The sequence below is a fragment of the Thermomonas mangrovi genome (genome assembly GCF_028201335.1).
Taxonomy (GTDB): Bacteria; Pseudomonadota; Gammaproteobacteria; order Xanthomonadales; family Xanthomonadaceae; genus Thermomonas; species Thermomonas mangrovi.
This window is the reverse complement of record NZ_JAPEVV010000002.1, coordinates 527,794-550,961: the sequence shown is the minus strand read 5'-3', so window position 1 is coordinate 550,961 and position 23,168 is coordinate 527,794. Positions and strand designations below refer to the sequence as shown.

Annotated in this window: 23 protein-coding genes; 18 read left to right on the top strand and 5 right to left on the bottom strand. The window is 70.4% G+C overall.

The window, feature by feature from the left end; translation table 11 throughout:
* Window positions 1-32 precede the first annotated feature (32 nt).
* The 3 genes from ON759_RS06365 to ON759_RS06355 are packed head-to-tail and all read right to left on the bottom strand — an operon-like array spanning window position 33 to window position 1,654.
* Window positions 33-908 carry an MBL fold metallo-hydrolase gene (locus ON759_RS06365; RefSeq protein WP_271679516.1) on the bottom strand — a complete coding sequence of 292 codons (876 nt, stop codon included), beginning with the start codon at window positions 906-908 and terminating at the stop codon, window positions 33-35.
* A gap of 4 nt (window positions 909-912) precedes the next feature.
* Window positions 913-1,257: an ArsR/SmtB family transcription factor gene (locus tag ON759_RS06360; protein WP_271679515.1), complete on the bottom strand. Its 345-nt coding sequence runs from the start codon at window positions 1,255-1,257 to the stop codon at window positions 913-915.
* Between the two features lie 4 nt (window positions 1,258-1,261).
* Window positions 1,262-1,654: a rhodanese-like domain-containing protein gene (locus ON759_RS06355; protein ID WP_271679514.1), complete on the bottom strand. Its 393-nt coding sequence runs from the start codon at window positions 1,652-1,654 to the stop codon at window positions 1,262-1,264.
* A 90-nt stretch (window positions 1,655-1,744) separates the two neighbouring features.
* Here ON759_RS06355 and ON759_RS06350 point away from each other — a divergent pair, with 90 nt between their 5' ends.
* The 9 genes from ON759_RS06350 (at window position 1,745) to ON759_RS06310 (ending at window position 10,082) form a co-directional block, all read left to right on the top strand.
* The gene (locus ON759_RS06350; protein WP_271679513.1) at window positions 1,745-3,040 is read left to right on the top strand and encodes an NAD(P)/FAD-dependent oxidoreductase; all 1,296 of its coding nucleotides are present in this window, start codon (window positions 1,745-1,747) and stop codon (window positions 3,038-3,040) included.
* Between the two features lie 79 nt (window positions 3,041-3,119).
* On the top strand, window positions 3,120-3,326 hold the full coding sequence (locus tag ON759_RS06345) for a YgaP family membrane protein (RefSeq protein WP_271679512.1): 207 nt from the start codon (window positions 3,120-3,122) through the stop codon (window positions 3,324-3,326).
* Window positions 3,313-4,404, top strand: a complete 1,092-nt coding sequence (locus ON759_RS06340) for an efflux RND transporter periplasmic adaptor subunit (RefSeq protein WP_271679511.1) — start codon at window positions 3,313-3,315, stop codon at window positions 4,402-4,404. The genes ON759_RS06345 and ON759_RS06340 overlap by 14 nt, the downstream gene beginning before the upstream one ends.
* Window positions 4,397-7,657, top strand: coding sequence for an efflux RND transporter permease subunit (locus ON759_RS06335; RefSeq protein WP_271679510.1), 3,261 nt, complete (start codon window positions 4,397-4,399; stop codon window positions 7,655-7,657). Before ON759_RS06340 ends, ON759_RS06335 begins: the two co-directional genes overlap by 8 nt.
* Window positions 7,654-8,265, top strand: coding sequence for a c-type heme family protein (locus ON759_RS06330; RefSeq protein WP_271679509.1), 612 nt, complete (start codon window positions 7,654-7,656; stop codon window positions 8,263-8,265). The genes ON759_RS06335 and ON759_RS06330 overlap by 4 nt, the downstream gene beginning before the upstream one ends.
* A 24-nt stretch (window positions 8,266-8,289) precedes the next feature.
* Window positions 8,290-8,757 (top strand): OsmC family protein, encoded by a 468-nt coding sequence (locus ON759_RS06325; RefSeq protein ID WP_271679508.1) that lies wholly within the window; start codon window positions 8,290-8,292, stop codon window positions 8,755-8,757.
* 36 nt (window positions 8,758-8,793) lie between these two features.
* A complete protein-coding gene (locus ON759_RS06320; protein WP_271679507.1) occupies window positions 8,794-9,216 on the top strand; it encodes a phosphate-starvation-inducible PsiE family protein in 423 nt (140 codons plus the stop codon).
* A 53-nt stretch (window positions 9,217-9,269) separates the two neighbouring features.
* Window positions 9,270-9,704 (top strand): thioredoxin TrxC, encoded by a 435-nt coding sequence (trxC, locus tag ON759_RS06315; protein WP_271679506.1) that lies wholly within the window; start codon window positions 9,270-9,272, stop codon window positions 9,702-9,704.
* Between the two features lie 21 nt (window positions 9,705-9,725).
* Window positions 9,726-10,082 (top strand): carboxymuconolactone decarboxylase family protein, encoded by a 357-nt coding sequence (locus tag ON759_RS06310; RefSeq protein WP_271679505.1) that lies wholly within the window; start codon window positions 9,726-9,728, stop codon window positions 10,080-10,082.
* A 13-nt stretch (window positions 10,083-10,095) separates the two neighbouring features.
* Here the strand turns inward: ON759_RS06310 and ON759_RS06305 are convergent, their stop codons facing one another.
* Entirely contained in the window at window positions 10,096-10,965 is an 870-nt protein-coding gene (locus tag ON759_RS06305) for a S1/P1 nuclease (RefSeq protein ID WP_271679504.1), read from the bottom strand.
* 52 nt (window positions 10,966-11,017) lie between these two features.
* Window positions 11,018-11,650 carry an OmpW/AlkL family protein gene (locus ON759_RS06300; protein ID WP_271679503.1) on the bottom strand — a complete coding sequence of 211 codons (633 nt, stop codon included), beginning with the start codon at window positions 11,648-11,650 and terminating at the stop codon, window positions 11,018-11,020.
* 158 nt (window positions 11,651-11,808) lie between these two features.
* On the opposite strand from ON759_RS06300, the gene gap reads away from it, so the two are divergent.
* From gap to ON759_RS06255, 9 genes are all read left to right on the top strand, one after another.
* On the top strand, window positions 11,809-12,813 hold the full coding sequence (gene gap, locus ON759_RS06295; protein ID WP_271679502.1) for a type I glyceraldehyde-3-phosphate dehydrogenase: 1,005 nt from the start codon (window positions 11,809-11,811) through the stop codon (window positions 12,811-12,813).
* A 73-nt stretch (window positions 12,814-12,886) separates the two neighbouring features.
* Window positions 12,887-14,062 (top strand): phosphoglycerate kinase, encoded by a 1,176-nt coding sequence (locus ON759_RS06290; protein WP_271679501.1) that lies wholly within the window; start codon window positions 12,887-12,889, stop codon window positions 14,060-14,062.
* Between the two features lie 77 nt (window positions 14,063-14,139).
* Window positions 14,140-15,606, top strand: a complete 1,467-nt coding sequence (pyk, locus tag ON759_RS06285; RefSeq protein WP_271679500.1) for a pyruvate kinase — start codon at window positions 14,140-14,142, stop codon at window positions 15,604-15,606.
* A gap of 70 nt (window positions 15,607-15,676) precedes the next feature.
* A complete protein-coding gene (locus tag ON759_RS06280; protein WP_271679499.1) occupies window positions 15,677-16,318 on the top strand; it encodes an energy transducer TonB in 642 nt (213 codons plus the stop codon).
* A 52-nt stretch (window positions 16,319-16,370) separates the two neighbouring features.
* Window positions 16,371-17,375 carry a class I fructose-bisphosphate aldolase gene (locus ON759_RS06275; RefSeq protein WP_271679498.1) on the top strand — a complete coding sequence of 335 codons (1,005 nt, stop codon included), beginning with the start codon at window positions 16,371-16,373 and terminating at the stop codon, window positions 17,373-17,375.
* 178 nt (window positions 17,376-17,553) lie between these two features.
* Window positions 17,554-17,946 carry a hypothetical protein gene (locus ON759_RS06270; protein ID WP_271679497.1) on the top strand — a complete coding sequence of 131 codons (393 nt, stop codon included), beginning with the start codon at window positions 17,554-17,556 and terminating at the stop codon, window positions 17,944-17,946.
* Between the two features lie 128 nt (window positions 17,947-18,074).
* A complete protein-coding gene (locus tag ON759_RS06265; protein WP_271679496.1) occupies window positions 18,075-19,157 on the top strand; it encodes an efflux RND transporter periplasmic adaptor subunit in 1,083 nt (360 codons plus the stop codon).
* Between the two features lie 3 nt (window positions 19,158-19,160).
* On the top strand, window positions 19,161-22,295 hold the full coding sequence (locus tag ON759_RS06260; protein WP_271679495.1) for an efflux RND transporter permease subunit: 3,135 nt from the start codon (window positions 19,161-19,163) through the stop codon (window positions 22,293-22,295).
* Entirely contained in the window at window positions 22,288-23,139 is an 852-nt protein-coding gene (locus tag ON759_RS06255; protein WP_271679494.1) for a TrmH family RNA methyltransferase, read from the top strand. The genes ON759_RS06260 and ON759_RS06255 overlap by 8 nt, the downstream gene beginning before the upstream one ends.
* Window positions 23,140-23,168 lie beyond the last annotated feature (29 nt).

The following is a 23,168-nucleotide window of genomic DNA, read 5'->3' as shown; positions in this document are numbered from 1 at the left end:
CGTCGTGTGACGCTCCGCGCGAGGGGACGGGTTCAACCCAGGGCGGCCGGGATGTCGCCCTGCAGCGGGGTGCTGAGGTAGCGCAGGCCGTTCGGCTGCGCCGGCGGCAGGTGGCCGCCGCGGATGTTCACCTGCAGCGAGGGGTACAGCAGGACCGGGGCCGGGAGTTGCGCGTCCCGGGCGCGGCGGCGTTCGCGGAATGCCGCGCGGGTGGTGTCGCCGCGCAGCATCAGGTTGGAGGCCTTGCTCTCGCCCACGGTCATGCTGCTGCGGGGTTCGCGGGTCGCCGGCGGGTAGTCGTGGCACAGCCACAGGATGGTGTCGTCCGGCATCGCGTAGAAGCGCTGGATGCTGTCGAACAGGGTGTCGGCATCGCCGCCGGGGAAATCGCAGCGCGCCGCGCCGACGTCGGGCGCGAACAGGGTATCGCCGATGAAGACGTTGCCTTCGATCGCGTAGCTCAGGCTGTCGGGGGTGTGGCCGGGCGTGGCCATCACCGTGAACCGCAGCACGCCGGCCTCGATCGTGTCGCCGTCGTCGAAGGTGGCGTCGAAGGCGTCGCGCAGCGCCGGGTCGTCGGGCTCCATCCCGAACACGCCGGCGAAATGCGCCTGCACGCCGCGGATGCCGTGGCCGATGCCGACCGGTGCGCCAGTCGCGGCGCGCAGCACCTGCGCGGACGTGAGGTGGTCGGCGTGCGCATGGGTCTCCAGGATCCGCTGCACCTTCAAGTCGTTCGCGGCGAGGTAGTCCTGCACCGCGCGCACGCTGTCGGTGCCGATGCGCCCGGACTTGGGGTCGTAGTCGAGGACCGGGTCGATCACCACCGCGTCGCCACCGCGATGGACCACGTAGGTCCAGGTACCGGTGCCGGCGTGGAAGAAGGGTTCGATGCGCAGGCTGTCCATGCGTTCACTCGCAGAGTCGTTGGCCGGTACCGCAGTAGAGGTCGTGCAGGGTGGCGATGACCTGTTGCGCCGGGCCGGCGGCGAGCGAGTAGTAGATCGTCTGTGCCTCGCGCCGGGTGCTGACCAGGCCGTCCTCGCGCAGCACGGCCAGGTGTTGCGACAAGGCCGACTGGCTCAGCGCCACGCGCGCGTTGAGCTCCCCGACGGAATGCTCGCGCTCCACCAGCAGGCACAGCAGCATCAGGCGCTTGTCGTTCGCCAGTACCTTCAGCAGGCGCGCGGCATCGGCGGCATGCGCGCGCATCGCCTCGGGATCCATCGTGGCCATCGTGCCCTGGCGTCCGTGCATGCGCCTAACGTACCACCAGCGGCAGGCCCGCTTCGCCCCACGCGACCACGCCGCCGGCGATCGAGCGCACGTCGGCGAAACCGAGTCGTTGCAGGCTCAGGGCCGAGAGCGCGGCGCGGCCACCGGTGCGGCAGACCACGACGAGCGCGCGCTCCTTGTGCGACAGCGCGGGGTCGCTGACATGCGCGACGGCGGGGTGCGCATCGACCTGGAACTCCAGCACGCCACGCGGGATGTTGATGGATCCGGGGATGTGGCCGGTCTCGAATTCGGCGGGTTCGCGCACGTCGATCACGATGGCGCCGCCCGGGGCTTCGGCGAAGGTCCTGGGATCGACTTCGCGAATCTGCCGGCGCGCTTCCGCCACGAGGTCGGACACGGAGCAAGGGGTCGACATGGGGTACTCCTAAATATCAGTTGACACTAATATAAGACAAATCTAATATTGAATCCAGCACCGTCGGACATCCCCGGGAGGGACAGGCAAATGGCAAGGATCGTGGTGGTGGGTGCGGGCCTGGGCGGCATGAGCGCCGCCTACGAGCTCCGCGAGACCCTGGGCAAGGGGCATGACATCGTGCTCATCGGCAAGGGCGAGCGGTTCAGTTTCACGCCCTCCAACCCATGGCTGGCGGTGGGTTGGCGCAGGCCGGACGAGATCACCCTCAAGGTCGGCGACCACGTCGGCAAGCACGGGATCACGTTCAACGGCGACGGGGTCGAGCGTATCGACGCGGCAGGCGACGCGGTGGTCACCGGCGCCGGCGAGCGCATTCCCTACGACTACCTGATGATCTGCACCGGGCCGCGGCTGGCGTTCGAGGAAGTGCCCGGCACCGGCCCGGACGGCGGCTTCACCCAGTCGGTGTGCACCACCCCGCATGCCGAGCACGCCTGGCAGGCCTACCAGCAGTTCGTCGAGAACCCCGGCCCGATCGTCATCGGCGCGGTACAGGGCGCCAGCTGCTTCGGCCCGGCGTACGAGTTCGTGATGATCCTCGACGCCGACCTGCGCAAGCGCAGGATCCGCGACCGGGTGCCGATCACCTTCGTCACCAGCGAGCCTTACATCGGCCACATGGGCCTGGGCGGCGTCGGCGATTCCAAGGGCCTGATGGAATCGGAGATGCGCCAGCGCCACATCAAGTGGATCGAGAACGCCAAGGTCGCCGAGGTCCGCGAGGGCGAGATGACCGTCGTCCCCCACGACGCGAAGGGCCAGCCGCTGGATCCGCAGGTGGTGCCGTTCAAGTTCTCGATGCTGCTGCCGGCGTTCAAGGGCGTCGACGCGGTGGCTGCGGTCGAAGGCCTGTGCAACCCGCGTGGCTTCGTGATCGTGGACAAGCACCAGCGCAGCCCGAAGTACCCGAAGATCTTCTCGGCCGGCGTGTGCGTGGCGATCCCGCCGGTGGAAGCGACGCCGGTGCCCACGGGTGCACCGAAGACCGGCTTCATGATCGAGTCGATGGTCACCACCATCGTGCGCAACATCCAGGCCGAGCTGAAGGGCGAGACGCCCGACTTCGAGGGCACCTGGAACGCGGTCTGCCTGGCCGACATGGGCGATACCGGCGCGGCCTTCGTGGCGCTGCCGCAGATCCCGCCGCGCAACGTGACCTGGACCAAGATCGGCAAGTGGGTGCACCTGGCCAAGATCGGCTTCGAGAAGTACTTCCTCTACAAGATGCGCAACGGCACCAGCGAGCCGATCTACGAAAAGCACATCCTCGGCCTGCTCGGCATCGAGCGCCTGAAGGACGTCAAGCGCGTGCCCTCCAAATGACGGGTCGGGCCGTCGCCGGTACCCCTCCCCACCGGCGGCGGCCCTGCCCCGATTCGTTCAATTCCGAAGGAGTTTTCCCATGAACCTCGATCGTGCCGTGATGGCGTTCGCCGGCGTGATGATTTTGGCCAGCGTGCTGCTGGTGCATTTCGTCTCGCCCTGGTGGCTGCTGTTCACCGCGTTCATCGGCCTCAACATGCTGCAGGCCAGCCTCACCGGCTTCTGCCCGGCGGCGATGATCTTCAAGAAGCTGGGCGTGCCCGGAGGCGGCTGTGCGTTCAAGTAAGACCGTGCTGCCGTCGCTGCTGGCGCTCGCGCTGGCGGCTTGCGGCGCGGGCGATCCGGCGCAGGCGCCGCCCATGCCGGAACTGCCGACATTCCAGGTCGAGGCCGGTGCCGGCATGCCGGGGCGCGGCTGGGACGGCGTGGTCGAGGCCGTGCGCAGCGCCGACCTGAGCGCGCAGACCGCGGGCCGCGCGTCCGCCGTCGAGGTCGACGTGAACGATGCGGTGGCCGCCGGCACCGTGCTGCTGCGGATCACCGCGGTGGAGCAGGAGGCGGGCGCCAACACCGCGCGCGCGCAACTGCGCGCCGCGGAGGCCTCGGCCGCGGAAGCCGAGCAGAACTACAAGCGCTACGCCGCGCTGGCCGGTGGCCAGTACGTGTCGAAGGCGCAGATCGACCAGGCCCGCGCCGCCCGCGATGCGGCGGCCGCCGCGCGCGATGCCGCGCGCGCGCAGGTCGCGCAGGCCGCGCAGCAGGCCGCGTACACCGTGGTGCGCGCGCCGTTCGCGGGGATCGTGGCGGCGCGCGAGGTGGAGCCCGGCGAGACCGTCGCCCCCGGCCAGCCGTTGATGCGCGTGTACGCGCCGCGTGAACTGCGCATCGAGGTGCTGGTGCCGCAGAGCCGCGCCGAGGCGATCCGCCGCGATCCGCGGGCCAGGGTGCTGCTGCCCGGTGGCCGCGAGGTGGTCCCGGCCGAAGTGGTGGTGTTCCCGGCCGCCGACCCGGCCAGCCACAGCGTCAACGTGCGCGTCCGCCTGCCGGACCTGGACCCGCCGCCCGCGCCCGGGACCACGGCGAAGGTGGTGTTCGATGCCGACGTCGGCGCCGCCGACGGCGGGACGGCGATGCCCCTGCGCATCCCCGCGTCCGCTGTCGCCCAGCGCGGCGAACTCAGCGGCGTGTACGTCCAGCAGGACGGCCGCATCGTGCTGCGCCAGTTGCGCCTGGGGGCGCATGCCGGCGACAGCGTCGAGGTGATCAGCGGGCTGCGCCCGGGCGATCGCGTGGTGCGCGACCCGGTCGCGGCGGTGCAGGCGTTGGCCGCGCGGCGCAAGGCGGCGGAAGGCGCGCATGACTGAGCCCCTCGCGACGCCGCGCCTGGGCATCTCCGGGCGGTTGGCGGCGGCCTTCCAGGCCAACCCGCTGACCCCGATCCTGGCGATCATGGGCCTGCTGCTCGGCCTGCTGGCGGTGGCGATCACGCCGCGCGAGGAGGAGCCGCAGATCGACGTGACGATGGCCAACGTCATCGTGCCGTTCGATGGCGCCAGCGCGCGCGACGTCGAGCAACTCGTGTCCGTGCCGCTGGAACAGAAGCTCTCGGAGATCGAGGGCATCAAGCACGTGTACTCGATCAGCCGCCCGGGCATGTCGATCGTGACCGTGGAGTACGAAGTCGGCGTCGATCGCCAGCCGGCGCTGGTGCGCCTGTACAACCAGGTGTATTCGAACCAGGACTGGCTGCCGCCGGGCTTCGGGGTGGGCACGCCGATCGTCAAGCCGAAGGGCATCGACGATGTGCCGGTGATGGCGGTGACGCTGTGGAGCGACGATCCCGCGACCGACGCGACCCGCCTCGCCGAAGTGGCCCACACCCTGGAAGCCGAGGTCAAGCGCATCCCCGGGACGCGCGACGTGTACACGATCGGCGCGCCGGACCGCAGCGTGCTGGTGACCCTGGATGCCGCCAGGCTCGCTGCCTACCAGTCGTCGCCGGCCGACCTGATGCAGGCGCTGCGCGCGGCCAACGTGGTCCACCAGGCCGGCGAGCGGGTGACCGCCGCGGGCGCGGTGCCGGTGACCGCGGGCCGCTTCCTGTCCTCCGCCGACGAGGTCGCCTCGCTGGTGGTCGGCAGCAACGGCGGCAAGCCGCTGCTGCTGTCCGACGTTGCCGCGATCGAACTGCGCGGCGACCTCGCCAGCCGCTATGCCTGGCATGGCGCGCCGGCCGGGCGCGACGGCCCGAAGGCCGGGGTGGCGCCGGCGGTCACCATCGCCATCGCCAAGAAGCCAGGTACCAACGCCTCCGACATCACCCGGGCAGTGTCGCGCCGGCTGGCGCAATTGCAGGGCGAGGTGATCCCCGACGGCGTGCACGCCACGATCACCCGCGACTACGGCCAGACCGCCGCCGACAAGGCGCAGAAGCTGATCCAGAAGCTGGTGTTCGCGACCGCCTCTGTGGTGCTGCTGGTGCTGTTCGCGCTGGGCTGGCGCGAGGCCATCGTGGTCGGCAGCGCGGTGGTGCTGACCCTCGCGGTGACCCTGTTCGCCTCGCACGTGATGGGCTTCACCCTGAACCGGGTGTCGCTGTTCGCGCTGATCTTCTCGATCGGCATCCTGGTCGACGACGCCATCGTGGTGGTCGAGAACATCCATCGCCACCTCGCCATCCCGGGGCCCGACGGCCGCAAGCGCAGCCTGCGCGAGGTGATCCCGCCGGCGGTGGACGAAGTCGGCGGGCCGACCATCCTCGCCACCTTCACCGTGATCGCGGCGCTGATGCCGATGGCCTTCGTGTCGGGCCTGATGGGTCCGTACATGCGACCGATCCCGATCAACGCCTCGGTCGGCATGCTGCTCTCGCTGCTGATCGCGCTGGTGGTCACCCCGTGGTTGTCGCTGAAGTTGCTGGGCCGGCACGGCCACGATGCCGCCGTCGACCACGTCCACGAGGAGCAACAGCAAGGTTGGCTGCACCGCCTGTTCGGGCGGGTGATGACCCCGTTCATCGCCGGCGCCGGTGCCGGCCGCAAGCGCGGCCTGCTGTTCGCCTCGATGGGCGGGCTGGTGCTGCTGGCGGCGTCGCTGGCGGTGTTCGAGCTGGTGGTGCTGAAGATGCTGCCGTTCGACAACAAGTCGGAAGTGCAGGTGGTGGTCGACATGCCCGAAGGCAGCACCCTCGAGCAGACCAACGCCTTGCTCGGTGAACTGGCCGCGGAAGTGGACGCGATCCCGGAAGTGCTGGATTACCAGGGCTATGCCGGCACCGCCGCGCCGATCAACTTCAATGGGCTGGTCCGCCAGTACTTCCTGCGCAGCGGCAGCAATGTCGGCGACCTGCAGGTGAACCTGGTCGACAAGCACCATCGCGACCGCAAGAGCCACGAGATCGCGCGTGCCATGCGCCCGGCGCTCGCCGCGATCGGCAAGCGCCACGGGGCCTCGGTCAAGGTGGTCGAAGTGCCGCCGGGGCCGCCGGTGCTGTCGCCGCTGGTCGCCGAGGTCTACGGCCCGGACTACGCCGGCCAGCGGCGGATCGCCCGCGGCCTGGCCTCCGGCCTGTTCGCCGGCACCGAGGGCATCGTCGACATCGACACCAGCGTCGAGGCCGATGCGCCGCGCGAGACCCTGGTGCTGGACCGCGAGCGCGCCGCGCGCCTCGGCGTGCCGCAGGCCACGGTGGCCGACGCGATCGCGATGGCGGTCGCGGGCAGCGATGCCACCTTCATGCAGGACGGGCGTTCGAAGTATCCGCGGCCGGTGCGCCTGCGCCTGCCGGCGCAGGACCAGGCCTCGCTGCAGGCGCTGCTCGCGGTACGGGTACGCGGCGGGCAGGGCCAGCTGGTGCCGCTCTCGGAACTGGTCCGGGTGGAGCGGGGCCATTGGGATGGCGCGATCCACCACAAGGATGGCCTGCCGGTCGCCTACGTGATGGCCGACGAGGCCGGCGCGCTCGACAGCCCGCTGTACGGCATGTTCTCGATCGTCGGCAAGCTCGGCGACACCAAGGTCGACGGGCAGTCGCTGGCGCAGGCCTTCATCGCCCAGCCCACCGACACCAGCGGCTACGCGGTGAAGTGGGACGGCGAGTGGCAGATCACCTACGAGACCTTCCGCGACATGGGCATCGCCTACGCCGCGGGTATGGTGCTGATCTACCTGCTGGTGGTCGCCCAGTTCCGCAGCTACCTCGTGCCGCTGGTGATCATGGCGCCGATCCCGCTGACCGTGATCGGGGTGATGCCGGGGCATGCGCTGCTGGGCGCGCAGTTCACCGCCACCAGCATGATCGGCATGATCGCGCTGGCCGGCATCATCGTCCGCAACTCGATCCTGCTGGTGGACTTCATCAACCAGGAGACCGCGCGCGGCGTGCCGCTCGCCAAGGCCACGATCGATGCCTGCGCGGTGCGCGCCAAGCCCATCGCGCTGACCGGCCTGGCGGCCATGCTCGGCGCCTTCTTCATCCTCGATGACCCGATCTTCAACGGCCTGGCGATCTCGTTGATCTTCGGCATCTTCGTCAGCACCATCCTCACCCTGGTCGTCATCCCGCTGCTGTATTTCGTGCTGCGCCAGCACGACGCACGCAAGGAGTCCGCCGCATGATCCGCCGCCTCTTGTCACTGCCCGTCGTTGCCGCGCTGGCCGCCTGCGGCAGCACGCCGCCACAGGCGACCACGCTCGCCGCTGCGGCGGCTGCCCCGGCGCCGGACGCCAAGGCGCGCGCGCAGGCCGCGGCGAAGGACTTCAGCACCACGCTCAAGGCCGCCCTGGCCGCGCAACTCGCGCAGGGCGGGACGCCGGCGGCGATCGGCTTCTGCCACGACGAAGCACCGAAGATCGCCGCGCGGGTCGGCGCGACGCATGGCGTGCGCGTGGGCCGGGTGGCGGTCGACGGGCGCACCCGCAACCGCGCCAATGCCGCAACCCCCTGGCAGGCCGAGGGCCTGGACGCACTCAAGGCCCAAGTCGCCGCGGGCACCGCGCCGGCCGACTTGGTCCGCGTCGACACACGCGCGCTGCCCGCGGGCGTCTCCCTGCGGATGATGCGCGGCATCGCGGTCGAGCCGGTATGCCTGGCCTGCCATGGCAAGGCGCTGTCGCCGGAGACCACGACGGCGCTGCGACGCCACTATCCCGATGATGCCGCGACCGGCTTCGACGCCGGCGACCTGCGCGGGGCCCTTTGGGTCGAAGTCCCCGCCGCCCCCTGACGATCCGACGCAAGGAGCACCCCGATGAGCGACACCGACGGCATCCGCCTGGTCCTGGAGCAGGAGGGCGCATACGCCTTCAAGGTCAGCTTCGACGGCACCACGCTGGACGCGCTGCACACCGACGAACCCGCGCCGCTCGGCGGCGGCACCGGCCCGAATCCCTCTGCGCTGCTGCTGGCCGGCGTCGCCAACTGCCTGTCGGCCAGCCTGGTGTTCGCCCTGCGCAAGTTCAAGAACAGCCCCGGCCCGATTCGTGCCGAGATCACCGCGCGCAAGGAGCGCAACGCGGAGGGGCGCTGGCGGATCCCGCGCGCCGAGGTCGTCATCACCCTGGCCGACAAGGCCGCCGCGCTGGAGCACTTCGACCGCGTGCTCGCGCAGTTCGAGCAGTTCTGCATCGTCACCCAGAGCGTGCGCGACGGGATGGCGGTGGAGGTGTCCGTCATCGACGCCGACGGCCAGCGTTACCTGCCCGGCGGCGCCGGCTGACGCACGACGTCCGCACGTCACCCACAGGGGGATCCGATGCACGACCAGGCCAAGCCGTTGTTGAAGCGTCCCGTCCACTCCGTGGGCTGGGGCATCCGCGTGATCGAGCGCCTCGGCCTGATGGTGATCCTGGCCGCCACCCTGGTGGCGATGGTCGCCGAGGTGCAGCACATGTTCGGCAAGGGCAAGGTCGACATCGTCGACCTGCTGCTGCTGTTCATGTACCTGGAGATGGTGGCGCTGGTCGGGATGTACTGGCGCAAGGGCAAGATGTCCGTGCGCATGCCGCTGTACATCGCGATGGTCGGCGTGGCCCGGCACATGATGACCGACACCTCGCTGACCGCGCCGATGTCGCTGCTGGCCGGCGCCGGGGCGATCCTGGTGCTGGCGATCGCGGTGCTGGTGGTGCGGTTCGGCCACTCGCGCTTCCCCTACGGGCCGGACGAGGAGATCTGAGCACGGTCGCGCGCCCGCGCCGATCGTGCTTCCCGCACGCACACGAGGTTTCGATGGACGCATCCCTGATCATCGCCTGCCCGCACTGCAACGCTCGCAACCGGGTGCCGCCGGCGCGCCTGGCCGAGGCGCCTGCCTGCGGCCAATGCCACGCGCCGCTGTTCGTCGCCAAGCCGGTCGCGCTGGATGCGGCCGGCTTCGATGCGCATGTCGCGCGCGCCGACCTGCCGGTCTTGGTGGACTTCTGGGCGCCGTGGTGCGGGCCCTGCCGGATGATGGCGCCACAGTTCGAGGCCGCGGCCGCGCAGCTCGAGCCGCAAGTCCGCCTGGCCAAGGTCGACACCGAGGCGCAACCGGCGCTGGGTGGCCGCTTCGGGATCCGCAGCATCCCCAGCCTCGTCTTGTTCAAGCAAGGCCGGGAAATCGCGCGCCAGGCCGGCGCGATGGGCGCCGCCGACATCGTGCGCTGGACCCGCCAGCACCTTTGATTCCCCCCACTGGACGCTACCGTGAGCCCATCCTTCCCCGACCTCATCGACGACCTCAATGCCGCGATCACCGCGCTGCGCGCCGGCGCGCCCGAGCCGATGCGCGCCTTTTCCGGGCTCGCCCGCGAGGCGCTCAAGCCCGGCGCGCTCGACACCAAGACCAAGGAGTTGATCGCCACCGCGATCTCGGTCGCGGTGCGCTGCGATGGCTGCATCGGCTTCCACGCCAAGGCGGCGATCCGCGCCGGCGCCAGCCGTGCGGAAATGCTCGAGACCCTGTCGATGGCGATCTACATGGGCGCGGGGCCGTCGATGATCTACGCGTCGGAAGCCTTGCGCGCGTTCGACGAGTTGTCGCCCGCCGCCGACGCCTCCTGAGTCGCGGGGGCGTTCAGCCCAGCGCCTGGTTCAGCACCTGGGCCAGCCGCCAAGCGGCCTGGCGAATGCGCTGCTCCGCCAGCGGCCGTTGGGCGTCGAGGTAGCCATGGTCCATCGTGTGCGTGGCCGGGTAGAGGCCGCGCGCCTCGATCAACCGGCAGGACTCCTTGGCCCAGGCCATCGGCATCACGTCATGCGCGGAGGGCGCCGGGTAGGACGGCCAGGGCAGGGCATCAAGCCGGTCCGAGTAGGCCGCCAGGTCGAGCCCGCGGGTGCGCAGGATGTAGTAATCCCAGATCGAGTGCAGGTTGGTGCCCATCACGCCGTCGACGTAGTCCTTGCGGGCGTAGGCCTCGGGCTCGATCGGCGTGCGCAGGCTGACCTGGAAGCGGTTGCCGCCGGCATCGTCGCGGTCGCCGGCATGCATCGGCTGGTGGGCGTCGCCGACGAAGTGGACGATGAACTTCAGCGCGTCGCGTCGCGCCGCGAGCGGTTGGCTGCGGTCGGCCAGGATCGCGCGCTGCCGCTCGATCGCTGACACCACGCAGTTGCCGTCCGGGCAGTCGCGGGCCTCGTCGAAGCCGCAGCCGCCGCCCTCGGCGTTGATGTAGTGCCAGCGCGAGGTGGCCTTGAAGCGATCCGGGTCGGTGTTGCGCAGGTCGTCGGCCCAGTTGGCCACGCCGGCGAGGGTGGGATCGGGCTCGCCCGCCAGCAGGCGCGCGACCTCGGCCTTGGCCTTCGGGTCCAGGTGGCGTTCCGCGAGCGCGCCGACCATGCGATGGCCGAGCCCACCCCAGGCCCATGCGACCGGGATGACGGCGAACAGGCACAGGCCGAGCAGCACAGCCCGGGACTTGGGGGAAGACGAAAGAAAACGGGCCATGGGGGCAGGATAGCCCGCCACGGCCCGCGGAGGGAACCGGATCCGGTCTCGATCAGAAGTGCATCACGTAGGCGATGCCGTAGACCGACGGATCGATGTTCACCGTGTTCTTGGTGCCCAGCTTGGCGCCGTTGAGCTTGACGTCGGTGTCGATGTCGATCTTGCGGTAGTCGATGCGGATCGCGCCCTTCTCGCTGACCTGGAAGTCCACGCCGATGTGGCCGGCAAGGCCCCACGAATTGGAGAGGTCGAGGTTGGTGCCGTCGATCGCGCCTTCGGTCTTGGTGCTGAAGAACGTGGTGTAGTTCAGGCCCAGGCCGACGAACGGGCGGACCTTGCCCTGGCCGAAGTGGTATTGCAGCGACACCGTCGGCGGCAGGTGCTTGGTGGAGCCGACCTTGCCGACGCCGACCACGTTGATGTCGTGCTGGAACGGCAGCGCGGCGAGGATCTCGACGCCCAGGTTGTCCTTCAGGAAGTATTCGCCGGTGATGGTCGGGCGGGCATTGCTGCCGACGTCCATCTTCAGGTTGCCCAGCGGGGTGGCGGTCAGGGTGCCGTTGTCGCTCTTCGGGTCGACGTTGTGGACGCCGACGCCGAGGGTCCAATGGCCGGCGGACTGGGCGAAGGCGGGCATCGCGGCCAGGGCGAGGGAAGCGGCGAGGGCATAGCGGACAAGTTTCATTTGGGGGCTCCAGTGGCCTTCCGTTTCAACTGGCGGCAAGTCTCCGCCCCTCCGCACGCCGCGTTCTTGACCACGATCAAATCCGGGCGAAATCCCGTCGCACCCCCGTGCGCGGGTAGAATGGTGGCATCCGCGAACCCTTCCAGCAGGAGCTTCCCATGGCCATCAAGGTCGGCATCAATGGTTTCGGCCGCATCGGGCGCTGCGTCTTCCGCGCGGCCGTTCAGAACTTCGGCGACGACATCGAGATCGTCGGCATCAACGACCTGCTGGAGCCGGACTACCTGGCCTACATGCTGCGCTACGACTCCGTGCATGGCCGTTTCAAGGGCGAGGTGTCGGTCGAGGGCGGACACCTGGTCGTCAACGGCAAGACCATCCGCCTGACCGCGGAGAAGGACCCGGCCAACCTCAAGTGGGACGAAGTCGGGGCCGACGTCGTGATCGAGTCCACCGGCATCTTCCTCACCAAGGAGGGCGCGCAGAAGCACCTCGATGCCGGTGCGAAGAAGGTGATCATGTCGGCGCCGTCGAAGGACGACACCCCGATGTTCGTGCATGGCGTGAACTGCAAGACCTACGCCGGCGAGCCGATCATCAGCAACGCCAGCTGCACCACCAATTGCCTGGCCCCGCTGGCCAAGGTGCTGAACGACAAGTGGGGCATCAAGCGCGGCCTGATGACCACCGTGCACGCGGCCACCGCCACGCAGAAGACCGTCGACGGCCCGTCCAACAAGGACTGGCGCGGTGGGCGCGGCATCCTCGAGAACATCATCCCGTCGTCCACCGGCGCGGCCAAGGCGGTTGGCGTGGTGCTGCCGGCGCTGAAGGGCAAGCTGACCGGCATGAGCTTCCGCGTGCCGACCAGCGACGTCTCCGTGGTCGACCTGACCGTGGAACTGGAGAACCCGGCGACCTACGCCGAGATCTGCGCGGAGATGAAGGCGCAGTCCGAGGGCGCGCTGAAGGGCATCCTCGGCTACACCGAAGAGAAGGTGGTCGCCACCGACTTCCGCGGCGACGCGCGCACCAGCATCTTCGACGCCGAGGCCGGTATCGCGCTGGACCCGACCTTCGTCAAGCTGGTCAGCTGGTACGACAACGAGTGGGGCTACAGCAACAAGTGCCTCGAGATGGTCAAGGTGGTCGCGGCGAAATAAGCGCCCGCCACGTCGATGAAGCCCCGCCGCGCGCGGGGCTTCCTTTTTCCGCCCACGCATCCAGGGAAACGCCATGTCCATCCTCCGCATGACCGAGCTCGACCTCGCCGGCAAGCGCGTGCTGATCCGCCAGGACCTCAACGTGCCGGTGGCCGACGGCAAGGTCACCTCCGACCAGCGCATCACCGCATCCATCCCGACCATCAAGCTTGCGTTGGCCAAGGGCGCCGCGGTGATGGTGACGTCCCACCTCGGCCGCCCGAAGGAAGGCAGCTGGAGCGAGGCCGACTCGCTCGCGCCGGTGGCCGCGCGACTGTCCGAGCTGCTCGGCTTCGACGTGCCCCTGGTGCGCGACTACCTGGACGGCGTGGACGTGCAGCCCGGCCAGCTGGTGCTGCTCGAGAACTGCCGCATGAACGTCGGCGAAGGCAAGGACGACGAAGTCCTGTCGCGCAAGTACGCCGCGCTGTGCGACGTGTTCGTGATGGACGCGTTCGGCACCGCGCACCGCGCGCAGGCCTCCACGCATGGCGCGATCCGCTTCGCCGCGCAGGCGGCCGGCGGCCCGCTGCTGATGGCGGAACTGGATGCGCTGGCGAAGGCGCTGGAGCAGCCGGCGCGTCCGTTGCTGGCGATCGTCGCCGGCAGCAAGGTCAGCACCAAGCTGGAACTGCTGTCGTCGCTGGTCGGCAAGGTCGACCAACTGATCGTGGGCGGCGGCATCGCCAATACCTTCATCGCCGCGATGGGCCACGGCGTGGGCAAGTCGCTGGTGGAGATGGACCTGGTCGACACCGCCAGGCAGATCATGGCCGACGCCAAGGCGCGCGGCGCGGACATCCCGCTGCCGGTGGACGTGGTGGTGGCGCCTGCGTTCGCCGCCGATGCGCCCGCGAGCACCCGGCGCATCGACGAGGTCGGCGCCGACGACATGATCCTGGACATCGGCCCAGGGACCGCACGGGCCTACGCCGCGTTGATCGCCAAGGCGGGCACCGTGGTCTGGAACGGGCCGGTCGGCGTGTTCGAGTTCGATGCCTTCGGCCACGGCACCGAAGCGATTGCGCGCGCGATCGCCGATTCGCCCGCGTTCTCCATCGCCGGCGGCGGCGACACGCTGGCTGCTGTGGACAAGTACGGGATCGAGGACCAGGTCTCGTACATCTCGACCGGTGGTGGCGCCTTCCTCGAATTCCTGGAAGGCAAGACCCTGCCGGCGGTCGCCGCGCTCGCGGCGCGCGCGGGCTGACAACGTTTCCAACCCGCCGCGGCGGCGCAGCGCCATCGCGGCATGCTAGCGTGCGGGCTCCACTGGAGCCCTTGCGCATGTCCGAACACCGCCGCCGCACCCGCATCGTCGCCACCCTCGGCCCGGCCACCGACCCGCCCGACGTGCTCGAGGCGGTGCTCAGGGCCGGCGTGGACGTGGTGCGGCTCAACTTCTCGCACGGCGATCCATCGGCGCAGGTGGCGCGCGGCGAAGCGGTGCGGGCGATGGCGCAACGGATCGGCCGCGAGGTGGGCATCCTCGCCGACCTGCCCGGACCGAAGATCCGCGTGGAGACCTTCGCCGAGGGCAAGGTCGCGTTGAAGGCGGGCAACCGATTCGACCTGGTCGCGAGCCTGGGCGCGCCGCTCGGCGATGCCACCCAGGTCGGGGTCAGTTACCTCGAACTGCCGGGCGACGTGGCGCCGGGCGACGTGCTGCTGCTCGACGACGGCGTGGTCCAGCTGCAGGTGACGGCGGTGCAGGGCGAGCGGATCGTCACCACCGTCCTCAACGACTGCTTCCTCTCGAACCGCAAGGGGCTCAACAAGCAGGGCGGCGGCTTGTCGCTCGGCGCGATCACCGAGAAGGATCGCGAGTTGATCGCGATCGCGGCGGGCATGGACGTGGACTTCATCGCGGTGTCGTTCTGCCGCAATGCCGACGACATGCACGAGGCGCGCCGGGTCGCCAGGGCGCATGGCAGCAGCGCGGCGCTGGTGGCGAAGATCGAGCGCGCGGAGGCGATCGAGCACCTTGCCGAGATCGTGGACGCCAGCGACGTGGTGATGGTCGCGCGCGGCGACCTGGGCGTGGAGATCGGCGACGCCGAACTGCCCGGCCTGCAGAAGAAGATCATCCGCGAGGCGGTGGCGCGCGAGAAGGTCGTGATCACCGCGACGCAGATGCTGCAGTCGATGGTCGACAGCCCGATCCCCACCCGCGCGGAAGTGCTGGACGTCGCCAACGCGGTGATCGACGGCACCGACGCGGTGATGCTGTCGCAGGAAAGCGCGGCCGGCAGCTGGCCGGTGAAGGCGGTCGAGGCGATGGCGCGGATCTGCGTGGGCGCGGAGAAGCAGTTCATCGCCGACACCGATTTCGAGGCGGCCCCGCGCGGACTTGAGCGTGCCGACCAGGCGATCGCGATGGCCACCATGTTCCTGTCCGAGCACATCGGCGTGCGCGGCGTGGTGGCGATGACCGAGTCCGGCGGGACCGCGCGCTTCCTGTCGCGCTTCCGCTCGACGGTACCGATCTTCGCGTTCTCGCGCCATGCGCCGGCGCGCCGCAAGATGGCGCTGATGCGCGACGTGTTCCCGATGGACTACGACAGCCGCGGGCAGACCCCGCGCGAGGCCGCGCGCGGCAGCATCCGCCTGCTGGTCGACGCCGACCTGCTGCACCCGGGCGACCGCGTGGTCTTCACCAGCGGCGAGCACATGGAAACCCGCGGCGCGACCAACACGCTGCGCCTGCTGCAGGTGGGGCAGGACGGCCATGCCGAGGGATTGGGGGAATTGTGAACGGGATGGCGTCACGTCGCCCCGAGTCCCGGTGCTAGGATCAGGGCCAAGGCCACGGGGAGGATGCGGGATGCGCAGGACAGGGATGTGGGTGGTGGGACTGGGCTGCCTGCTGGCGGCGGCGCAGGCGTCCGCCGGCGAGCGGATCAAGGTCAAGGACGAGGGCGGGATCCGCGATGCGTGGAACCTCGCGCCGGGCACCCAGCTCGTGGTCCCGCCCTACCCGCCGGAGCATGCGGCGAACAAGGCGGATGTGTGCGTCGCGGTGGGTTACCTGATCGGCAAGGACGGCACCACGTCGGAATTCTCGATGCTCAAGAGCTGGGCATCCACCAAGCCGGCGGGCGATGGCGATGCGTACTGGGGGACGTTCGCCCGCTACGCTTCCGCCGCGCTGTCGCAGTGGCGCTTCGCGCCCAAGCCGGAGGTCGCCGATCCCAAGCCGGTCTACACCGTCGCGACCTTCGTGTTTTCCGATCGGCCCAGCGCCGAATTGCGCGGGAACTGCGCGATCCCCAGCTTGCAGATGCACCTGCTCGAATTGCGGAACGACCCGCGGATGGGCCGCAAGATGAGCCGCGGCATCTTCGCGCAGCTCGAGATCGACCCGCTGATGGAGCAGAAATACTGGGCGCTGCGGCGCGCCAGCAACGAAGCCACGGCGCCCAAGCCGATCCCGGCGCCACGGCCCACGCCGCCGCCGAAGCCTTGAGCCTGCCGGCCCGATATAATGCCGGCTTCCCTCGAGCCGGCATGGGCCACACATGAGCATCGAACAACTCGCCGAAACCGCCCGCGCGATGGTCGCGCCGGGCAAGGGCATCATCGCCATCGATGAATCCTCCGGGACCTGCGCCAAGCGGTTCGCCGGCGTTGGCATCGAGAACACCGAAGAGAACCGCCGCGCCTACCGCGAGCTGCTGCTGACCGCGCCGAACGCGAACCAGTACCTGTCCGGCGCGATCCTGTTCGACGAAACCATCCGCCAGTCCACCCGCGACGGCATCCCGTTCGCCAGGTACATGGCCGACCACGGGATGATCCCGGGCATCAAGGTCGACAAGGGCACGCATGCGCTGGCCGGCTTCCCCGGCGAGCTGGTGACCGAGGGCCTGGATGGCCTGCGCGATCGCCTCGCCGAGTACTACAAGCTCGGCGCCCGCTTCGCGAAGTGGCGCGCGGTCATCAACATCGGCGAGGACATCCCGTCCGGCACCTGCATCGAGGCCAATGCCCACGCGCTGGCGCGCTACGCGGCGCTGTGCCAGGAGCAGGGCCTGGTGCCGATGGTGGAGCCGGAGGTGTTGATGGACGGCGACCACGACATCGAGACCTGCTACGAGGTCACCGAGGTCACCCTGCGCGCGCTCTTCGATGCGCTCTACAACCAGAACGTGATGCTGGAAGGCACCATCCTGAAGGCCTCGATGGTCGTGCCGGGCAAGGGCTGCGAGGAGCAGGCGAGCGTCGAGGAAGTGGCCGAGTCCACCCTGATGTGCCTGAAGTCGGCGGTGCCGGCGATCCTGCCGGGCATCGTGTTCCTCTCCGGCGGCCAGAGCGACGAGGACGCCACCGCGCACCTCGACGCGATGAACCGCATGGGCCCGAACCCGTGGCCGCTGTCGTTCTCCTACGGTCGCGCCATGCAGCAGGCCGCGCTGAAGCTGTGGGCGCAGGACATGCAGGGCAACTACGCGAAGGCGCAGCAGACCGTGTTCGAGCGCGCGAAGGCCAACGGCCTGGCCGCGCTGGGGCAATGGGGTGAGTGACCGCGCTTAGCCGTTGCCATCCGGCAACGGCTGCGGGCGCGAACGCCCGAGCGCCATGCGCGAGGGCCTGGGCGAGTCCCAGCCTGTGCGGTGGAATGCGCGACGCCGGCCTCGCGCCGGCGTCTGCGCATGGGTCGTGCGCGGCGTATGCTGCCGTGACCACGCCCCGGAGCGGAAGATGACCACCGCCAAGCCTCCCTTGCCGCCGGATGCCGTCGCCGCCCTGCAGCGCGGCGACTGGATCTCGGCGATCCGGGCGATCCGGCAGGCCGGTGGCCTCGACCTGCAGGCAACCAAGCGCGCGCTCGAGGCGCACGCCCGCGAGTACGCGGAAGCGCAGGCCCGCGCCCGTGGCGGCAATGCCGCGCCGGCCACGGCCGATGCGAGGCAGGCGATCCGCGAGGTCGCGGCGAAGGCGCGGGTGGAATCGGTGGGGCGACCGGGCCCGAACCTCGTGCCCGGCAAGCGCCAGCCCACGGTGGCGATGGGCGACCGCCCCGGCGAAATGCGCTGGCTGCTGGTGGCGCTGTCCGCCGCCGCCGGGATGGCCTGGCTCGCCTTCGCCGGCTGAATCGCGCTGGGTAACGCGCTGCCGCGCCGCGCGTTGACGGCGCGCCTGCAACGCGCCGCCCAGCCGATGGCACGGGGGCCTGCACGCGCATCCCGCTAGAATCGGGAACCCCTGCTTCGAGCCGCTCCATGACGCACGCCCCGTTCCGCCGCGCCAGCCTCGTCCCGTGCCTGCTCCTCGTGCTCGTCGCCTGCGGCAAGGGCGGCTCACCCGGTCCGCAGGGTGGCCCGGGCGGACGCGGGAATGGCCCGGTCCCGGTGACCTCCGAATTGGTGCGCGAGCAGGACTGGACCGATGCGCTGCGCGCGCTCGGCACCGTGCGTGCGCGCGAGGCGGTGACGGTCACCGCCAAGGTCAGCGAGACCGTGCAGCAGGTCCACTTCGAGAGCGGGCAGGCCGTCGGGCGCGGGGCGCCGCTGGTCACCCTCAGCGGCCAGCAGCAGCAGGCCCTGCTGGCGTCCGCCGAGGCGGCGCTGAAGGAGGCCGAGCAGTTGTACCAACGGCAGGAGCAGCTCGCGCGGCAGCAACTGGTCGCGCGTGCCTCGCTGGATGCGCAGCGCGCCACCCGCGACGCCGCCCGCGCCCAGGTCGCGCAGGTCCGCGCGAACCTCGCCGACCGGGTGATCCGAGCGCCGTTCGCCGGCGTGCTCGGCATCCGCCAGGTGAGCCCGGGCGCGCTGGTGACCCCGGGCACGGCGATCGCCACCCTCGACGACGTCGCCCGCGTGTATGTGGATTTCCCGGTGCCGGAAACCGACCTCGCTGGCGTCGGGCCCGGGCAGGCGGTGTCGGGCACGGTCGCGGCCTATCCCGGGCAGCGCTTCGAGGGCACCGTCGAGACCGTGTCCGCCCGCCTCGATGCCGGCTCGCGCGCGGCCACGGTGCGCGCCGACTTCGCCAACGCCGACGGCCTGCTGAAGCCGGGCATGCTGGTGGAAGTGTCGGTGGTGCGCGCCACCCGCCCGGCGCTGGTGGTGCCGGAGATCGCCGTGCAGCAGGTGGGCACCGAGACCTTCGTCTGGCGGGTCAAGCCGGACGGCAGCGTGGAGAAGGCGGACGTGGAAGTTGGCGGGCGCATCCCCGGAAAGGCGATGCTGAAGGCCGGCATCGCCGCGGGCGATCGCATCGTGGTCGAGGGCACCGGCAAGCTGCAGCCGGGCGCCAAGGTCCGCGAGGGCGCCGCAGCCGTCGACGCACCGGCGGCGAAGTAAGCGATGAAGCTTTCCGACCTCTCGATCAAGCGGCCGGTGCTGGCCGTGGTGATGAGTTTGTTGCTCATCGTGCTGGGCGTGATGTCGTTCCTGCGCCTCACCTTGCGCGAATTGCCGGCGATCGACCCGCCGGTGGTCTCGGTGCAGGTCGACTATCCCGGCGCATCCGCCAGCGTGGTGGAGACCCGCATCACCCAGACCCTGGAGGACGCGCTGGCCGGCATCGAGGGCATCAACACCATCGATTCCAGCAGCCAGAACGGCGCCTCGCGGATCAGCATCGAGTTCTACGCCACGCGCGACATCGAGGCGGCGGCCAACGACGTCCGCAACGCGGTGAGCCGCGTCGCCGACCGCATGCCGGAAGAGGCCGATCCGCCGGAGATCAGCAAGGTCGAGAGCGACTCCGACCCGATCATCTGGTTCAACCTGCGCTCGGAAAGCATGGACCTGCTGCAGCTGGCCGACTACGCGCAGCGCTACCTGGTCGACCGCTTCTCCAGCCTCGAGGGCGTCGCCCAGGTGCGCATGGGCGGCAGCCAGCGCTACGCGATGCGGGTGTGGCTGGACGCCGACAAGCTGGCCGCGCGCGGGCTGACCGCCGGCGACGTGGAATCCGCCCTGCGCGCGGAGAACGTCGAGCTCGGCGCAGGCCGCCTGGAATCCACCGACCGCGACTTCATCCTGCGCGTGGCGCGCGACTACACGACCCCGGACGCGTTCGCGGCGATGCCGGTCGGCAAGGGCGCGGACGGCTACGTGGTCAAGCTCGGGGACGTGGCGCGGGTGGCGCTGGAATCCGCCGAGCGGCGCGCGTACTACCAAAGCAACGGCGAGCCGGCGATGGGCATCGGCATCGTCAAGACCTCCACCGCCAATAGCCTGGACGTGGCGGAAGAGGCCAAGGCCGAGGCGGAACGCATCCGCGCCACCCTGCCCAAGGGCAGCGACGTCTACGTGGCCTACGACAGCACCACCTTCATCTCGGCCGCGGTCGACCGCGTGTACGAGACGCTGGTGGAGGCGATCGTGCTGGTGCTGCTGGTGATCTGGCTGTTCCTCGGCAGCGTGCGCGCCGCGCTGATCCCCGCGGTCACGGTGCCGGTCTGCGTGATCGCCTCGTTCATCGCGCTGTACGCCTTCGGCTTCTCGATCAACCTGCTGACCCTGCTGGCGCTGGTGCTGTGCATCGGCCTGGTGGTGGACGACGCGATCGTGGTGGTGGAGAACATCCAGCGTCGCGTCGACCTTGGCGAGCCGGCGCTGGTCGCCGCGCGGCGCGGCACCGCGCAGGTGGCGTTCGCGGTCATCGCGACCACGGCGGTGCTGGTCGCGGTGTTCCTGCCGGTCGGTTTCCTGCAGGGCAACACCGGCCGCCTGTTCCGCGAGTTGTCGGTCGTGCTGGCGGCGGCGGTGGCGATCTCCGCGTTCGTCGCGCTGACGCTGACGCCGATGATGGCCTCCAAGCTGCTGCGCCCGCACACCGGGCCGCACGCGGTGCACGGCAACCGCCTCAGCGAATGGATCAACGCGCGCTTCCAGCGACTGTCGCTGGGCTACCGCGGGGTGCTGGACCGCCACGTGCACCGGCTGTGGCTGTTCGCCGGGCTGATGGTGGCCGCGCTGGTCGCGCTGGTCCTGCTGTTCCGCGCGCTGCCCACCGAGCTGGCGCCGGCGGAGGACCGCGGCACCTTCCAGATGGTGATGGAGGGCCCCGAGGGCGCGGGCTTCGACTACACCGTGCGGCAGATGCAGCAGGTCGAGAAAATCCTGGCCGGCGAGATCGGGCCCGACAAGCCGATCCTGCGCGCCAACCCGCGCGTCCCCGGCAGCTTCGGCGCCAGCGAGGAAATGCACACCGGGCGCGCGATGATCTTCCTGCAGCCCTGGGACCAGCGCGAGCAGACCACCGCCGAGGTGGCGTCGGAACTCGAGAAGAAGTTCTCCGGCCTGAGCGGCGTGCGCGTGCGCACCCAGGTGGGCGGCGGGCTGGTGCGCACCCGCGGGCAGCCGTTCCAGATGGTGCTGGGCGGGCCGGACTACCGCGAGCTCGCGCAATGGCGCGACATCCTGCTGGCGAAGATGGCGGAGAACCCGGGCTTCATCGGCGCCGATTCCGACTACAAGGAAACCCGCCCGCAGATGCGCGTGGTGGTCGACCGCGAGCGCGCGGCGGACCTCGGCGTCTCGGCGACGGCGGTGGGCACCGCGCTGGAGACGATGATGGGCGGGCGCCGCGTCACCACCTTCGTCGACAACGGCGAGGAGTACGACGTGATGCTGCAGGCCGACCGCGGCGGGCGCGCGTCGGTGGCCGACCTCGCCGCGCTGCAGGTGCGTGCGCGCAACGGCAGCCTGGTGCCGCTGTCGAACCTGGTCAGCCTGAGGGAGGTCGCCGAGCCCGGCACCTTCAACCGCTTCAACCGATTGCGTTCGATCACCCTGACCGCACGCCTCGCCGAAGGTTACCCGCTGGGCGAGGCGGTGGCCTGGGCGCAGCAGGCCGCGCGCGACAACCTGCCGGACTACGCGCAGGTCTCGTGGAAGGGCGAGTCGCGCGAGTTGCAGCAGTCCGGCGGCGAAGTGCTGGTGACTTTCGCGCTGGCGCTGCTGATCGTCTATCTCGCGCTAGCCGCGCAGTTCGAGAGCTTCCTGCACCCGCTGGTGATCATGCTCACGGTGCCGCTGGGGGTACTCGGCGCGCTGCTGGGCCTGTGGGCGACGGGCGGCACGGTCAACCTGTTCTCGCAGATCGGCATCGTGATGCTGGTGGGCCTGGCGGCCAAGAACGGCATCCTGATCGTGGAGTTCGCCAACCAGTTGCGCGACGAAGGCCGGGCCATCCACGAGGCGATCGTCGAAGCGGCTGGCGTGCGCCTGCGCCCGATCCTGATGACCTCGATCGCGACGGTGATGGGCGCGGTGCCGCTGGTGGTGTTTGGCGGCCCGGGCTCGGCCAGTCGCGCGACCATCGGCATCGTGGTGATCTTCGGCGTGGCGTTCTCGACGCTGTTGTCGCTGTTCGTGGTGCCGGCCTTCTACGCCGCGCTGGCGCGCTACACGCGCTCGCCGGAGGAACTCGTGCACCGGCTCGACGCGCTCGAGGCGGAGACCCCGCAGGTGGGCGGCCATGCGTGACCGCGAATCGCCCTGGAAGCCGCGCGCGCCGGCCCCCGGCGCCCGACCGCGCCCGCCCCGCGCCGATTCAGCGCCGGCCATGGACGATGCCGCGCCGGCGCATCCGCGGCGCGACGAGGAACTGCGCCTGCACGGGCTGAACGCGGTGCGCGCGATGTTCGCCCGCCGGCCGTCGGCGCTGCGCAAGCTCTACCTCGCCGAATCGCGCATCCCCCAGTTGCAGCCCGTGCTGAAGTGGTGCGTGGCGCAGCGCATCGGCTATCGCGTGGTCGCCGAGGCCGACCTGCACAAGCTCGCCGGCAGCGCGCACCACGAAGGCGTGGTCGCCGACGTCGTGCGCGAGGCGCCGCTCGCGCTGTCGAGCTGGCTGCGCGACCTGCCCGACGGTCCATGCTGCGCGCTATGGCTGGATGGCGTGGGCAACCCGCACAACCTGGGCGCGATCCTGCGCAGCGCGGCGCATTTCGGGGTGTCCGCGGTGCTGTTGCCCAAGGCGTCGACGTTGGCGCTGTCCGGCGCGGCCGCGCGGGTCGCGGAAGGCGGTGCGGAGGCGGTGCCGTTCGTGCGCCTTGGCCGCGAGGACAACAGCCTCGCGCAACTGCGCGGCGCCGGCTTCACCCTGGCGGCGACGGTGGTGCGCGGCGGCGAGGACCTGTTCGCCGCGCGGCTGCCCGCGCGCCTGGTCTACGTCATGGGCGCGGAGGGCGAGGGCATGTCGCCGTCGCTGGCCGCCGCCTGCGACCTGCGGTTGTCGATCCCCGGCACCGGCGCGGTGGAAAGCCTCAACGTGGCCGCCGCGACCGCGGTGCTGCTGGCCGCGTGGCGCAGCAGGGGCTCCCTGTAGGAGCGCCGCGGTGCGCGATCGCCTTGTCG